The sequence below is a fragment of the Candidatus Nanoarchaeia archaeon genome, from assembly GCA_035290625.1.
Taxonomy (GTDB): Archaea; Nanobdellota; Nanobdellia; order Woesearchaeales; family DATDTY01; genus DATDTY01.
Genome location: DATDTY010000025.1, coordinates 1 through 4,421, shown reverse-complemented (window position 1 = coordinate 4,421; position 4,421 = coordinate 1). Strand labels below are relative to the sequence as shown.

General features: G+C 49.6%; 3 protein-coding genes. All 3 read left to right on the top strand.

The window, feature by feature from the left end; genetic code table 11:
- Positions 1-2,148 (top strand): hypothetical protein (locus VJB08_01925; protein ID HLD42725.1); only part of this gene is annotated, 2,148 nt, incomplete at its 5' end.
- 8 nt (positions 2,149-2,156) lie between these two features.
- Positions 2,157-3,068 (top strand): hypothetical protein, encoded by a 912-nt coding sequence (locus VJB08_01920; GenBank protein HLD42724.1) that lies wholly within the window; start codon positions 2,157-2,159, stop codon positions 3,066-3,068.
- A 37-nt stretch (positions 3,069-3,105) separates the two neighbouring features.
- Positions 3,106-4,083, top strand: a complete 978-nt coding sequence (locus tag VJB08_01915) for a hypothetical protein (GenBank protein ID HLD42723.1) — start codon at positions 3,106-3,108, stop codon at positions 4,081-4,083.
- The last annotated feature ends 338 nt before the right edge of the window (positions 4,084-4,421 follow it).

Genomic DNA, 4,421 nt, shown 5'->3' with positions numbered 1-4,421 from the left:
GCTATCGGATTTTTAAAGATACGGAGCCATCAGGACATGAGACTTTACCTTTCTTATGCTTTTGTGGTTTGGTTCTATGCGCTGATTCTTTCTTTCACTGCATGGGATGGCCGGGCTGTGCTGCATCTCCTCTTTGGAATTTTGTTCTACTTTGTTCTTTTGCGTCCGAACATTCCAGAGGAAAACGCAAACATCACTCTCCTTGTTTTACTTTTCTTTGATTTTTTCTTCTTTTCCTTTCTTAGTACGGTCCCTATCGGGGCTTTGGGCGTTATTGGCGGAAACCACATCCTTTACCCTATCTGGGTATTTTACGCACTCTATATGCAGAATCGCTATGCTCCGACTTTTATGAGCAAGGCAGCCATATTTCTGATTATCGGCTTCTTTATCTTTGCAAATTACCAGGAGTTCAAGACTGTGGGAAACTTTGTGCAGCCTACGACACGGCAGGAGATTATTAGCGCGCAGCAGGTTGTTGTCAGGTTCTGGGAGAACCTCAAGGCTTTCCGGGATGATGTTACTAATGCGTTCAATGATACTGTCCACGGCAGGCTCACCTACGCAACCACCGGAGACTACTACACCGGCCAGGTTGATTCAAATGCAAAAGAGCCTTTAGGCGTGCGCATTGAGGATGTGAGGGCGCAGCAGCTTGTATTTCGGGATGGCGAGCCTGTTTCTGTCTATGGGAAGCTTACTGCTCAAACGATTGATGCACCCACCCATATCCAGCTTTCCTGCGAGGCTGACAGCAACAGTCCGAGACAGAGGCAGGTTGGGACAACATTGCCGGATTATTTTGAAGGCAGCCCTGTCAACATCATTGTTGAGAAAAAGGACCAGGAAAGCATCGGCTGCAGCTTTGACAGCCTTGAGCTCGGAAGCCATATGATTACCATTGCAGCAGACTTTTCATTCACCACCCTGTCTTACCTTCCAGTCTATTTTATCCAACGAGGCAACCCTCTCGTTGATCCTCAAGGATCTCCGAAGGACAGCACCTTGCTTCGAGATGCCGGGTTCCTTGGAGTAAACCCCGATGCAACATACACTCCTGGGCCTGTTGCCATTGGCATTGGAACGCTAGAAGACCAGCCAATAAAGATTGGCAGCCAGGATAAGGAATTCGTGCTTGGCGTGACGCTTTCAAACAATTGGGACGGGTCTCTTGACCTCCTTAATGATATCGTCCTCTCTCTTCCAGATGGGATTGAGGTCAAGCCGTCCTGCACAGACTTCGAACCTTACGACAACCTCGATATCGAGGATGGGTTTGCCTTGCATCTCGCAGCCAGGGAGAGAGAAAAAAGGAGCCTCAGAAGATCCACACAACCCTACATCACGTACAGCTGCCCCCTCTTCATCCCCCAGCGCAACGCTGGCCAGCTCCTCAATCAAAACTCCTATGAAAACCCCTATGCAATCAAAAACTTTAAAGCGACAGCAACGTACAGTTACCATCTTGAGAAGAGCATTCCTATCTCAGTACAGGCTCCCTCTGGATTTTATGTGCAGCTGAGTCCTGCAAAGCCAGCAAGCGACCAGGCCATTAGCTGCATCGGCAAGGGGGAAGGGCTCGCCACAGCATACTATACTTTTTCAAAGATTGCAGGGGGGAGCGAGCAGCCTATCCAGGGCGAAAAGAGCGTTGGATGCAGCGATACGGAATGCAGAGCTGATCTGCAAGCAAGCTTTACGCAAAAAGGAGACATCATCAGGTGCACGATGCGTGCTACTACAAAAGAGGGCGAAGAGGAGAGCGATCTCAAAGAAGCCACTGTAGGCAACAGCAAGCCGCAGGTTGAGAGTGTGGCTTTCAGCCCTGAACAGGTAACTGCAGGCAGCACGTTTTCCTGCGTTGCTGCAGTCAAGGATCCAGATTCAGATTCGGTGTCAGCAACCTACCGCTTTGACGGAATCAATGAGCTTGCTGATATTGGGGGTTGTGAGCAGCAAGGCGACGGCGCGTATCGCTGCGAGAAGCAGCTTACTCTCACTGCGCAGGCAGGAGATACGGTCACCTGCTCAGTCACGCCCTGGGATGGAGAAGAGAATGGAGATTCAAAATCAACAATGCTTACAGTTCGAGCCAGCGCCATTGCCAGTTCAGGCCAAGGAGATGAAGTGGCTGTTGCCGCCTCATGAGAATGTATATGACTACCTCCAAAACTCTTATTGCTGGATGCTTTGTGTTATTTTTTCTTTTTGGATGCAGCAGCTCCGGGCCGAGCATTGCCAGTTCTCTAGAGGATATCCGCACAGGAACAGCAGGCTTGGAGCTTGAGTTTCAGGAAAACAGCCCTCCTCAAGAGGTATTTGAAGATGAGCTCTTTTTTGCAAGGCTTATGATAGCCAACAAAGGGGCATACGATCTTAATGGCGTTGTAAGCATAATTTATAATGATGGAGTCCTTGATGTGGAGGAAGGAGATCCGAGGAAGCTGGTCAGGATCAGAGGAAGATCTCTTGGGAATCCTTTGGGTGAGACTGAATACATGAATCTGAAGCTGCGGGCAAAGGACCTCAATATCCAGCAGGAAAGCCAGCGAACAACGCTCACTGCGCTTGCCTGCTATGTATACGAGTCCTCCCTTCAGGAAGAGATTTGCATTGAAACTGATTCCCCACAAAGTTTTGTAACGGAAAAGGCCTGCGAGACAAAAGATATATCCTCATCTGGCCAAGGAGGGCCTCTTGTCATTACCCGTATCGAGGTTGAGATGAGATCAGAGGAAAGAGCAGTTATCCCTTATCTAACTGTCCATCTTGCAAATCAAGGTGAGGGGGAGGTTGTACGAGCAGATGCATTGAATGAACTCTGTTCAGGATATGCCGCAACCTCTCCTTCTCAGGAAACTTTGATATCCATCGATGGAACGCTGTCGGGCCATCGTTTGGACTGCAGCCCTGTACTGCTTGAGCAAGGAAAAGGTGAAGCCAGATGCACTGTTCCTGAGGGGCTTCCAAGAAACTTTGCAACGTATGTCGGAAGCCTTGAGCTGCATATCTCCTATGGCTATACTGCGACAGAAAGCAGAGAAGTTCTGATTAAGAAGACGCGTTAACAAAACCTTTAAATATCCCCGATCCCAAGCATGACTTATGAGAATTCAATCTGTCCTTTTCCTTGTTCTTCTTGCTTTAGTGGTTGCAGGCTGCCAGAGCGGGGTTGACACCCGGATTGTCGAGCGGGATTTTCATACCGGAACGCAAGGAGTGGAAATGAGGTTTTTGCCTGGAGCGCCTCCGCCGCGGATATTTGATGGAGAGGAGGTTGACCTGATTGTTGAGCTCCGCAACCGGGGAGCATACCCTCTCACGAACGACTTTGAGGGCAATCTTGTCCTGAGCGGATTTGACCCAATCTCTCTCCAGGGTCAGTGGGAAACGCGATCTTCCCGCGGATTAGGAGACCCGTATGCAGACGTGAGCACGAGCCTTGTAGGAAGGAGCCAGTTTAATCCTGAAGGGGGGATACAGAACCTCAATTACCTGGCAAGAGCAAGGGTTCCGTTTTCAGGGCCTCAGGGAAATGATCTCTACCGGGCGCCTATCATCGCTCATTTGTGCTATAAATACAAGACGATTGCATCTCCTGATGCCTGCATCGATCCTGATCCTTTCTCTGCAGTCCAGGAGAACAAGGCATGCAGGATCGGAGAGTACGGGTATTCCCTGCCAGTGGGGGGAGGCCAGGGAGGCCCTGTGGCAGTCTCTTCTGTCATTGAGGAAGTGGGCGCAGACAAGCTCTTTTTCAGAATCACTGTTACCAACAGCGGAGGAGGCTCTGTGATTGATTATGGGTCAGTTCTTTATGACTGCCCCTTTAACCTTAACACCAACCAGATTGATAGGGTAGAGGCTGATGTGCAGCTTGGCATCCCCTCTTCACCTCCTTCCTGCACCCCCCGAGGAGATGCTGGAGATCCTATACGTCTGTATGGGGGAAAGGGAACAATGTTCTGCTCGTTCCCGAAGCCTAACATCGATTCAGCATTCCTGACGCCGCTTCAGATTGCGCTGAGCTATGGCTACTCTACTTCTCTACGAAAAGATATAGAGATTATCAATCTTCAGTAAATGGCCATTTGCCTAGGAAAGGCATAAACCATGCGTAATAAATCGGATCAGTAGAAAGCCCGGCATCATTTCTGCGAGCTTCTTCGGCTTCATCAGCACTGCTGACAGAGGGTAGGCCCCTTCGGGGGTGCCAGCATACACGAATCCAAGCGCAAGCGAGCCCGATGCCGGCTGGCTTTCTACTGAGCCGCGTAAATCGGCTCGATTGCAAGTTAACTCACAATTAGAAAGATTTAAGGGGGCTTCAGCCCCCATCTAATGGATAGATGGGGGTGGTGGAGACCCCACAATGCGAAAGAGAACATATGATGTAGACCTTAATAAAGTTGTTGCTAAGA

Bases quoted from the DNA above. Each gene is read 5' to 3' on its own strand.
- VJB08_01920 (HLD42724.1), top strand. From the start codon at position 2,157: ATGACTACCTCCAAAACTCTTATTGCTGGATGCTTTGTGTTATTTTTT.
- VJB08_01915 (HLD42723.1), top strand. From the start codon at position 3,106: ATGAGAATTCAATCTGTCCTTTTCCTTGTTCTTCTTGCTTTAGTGGTT.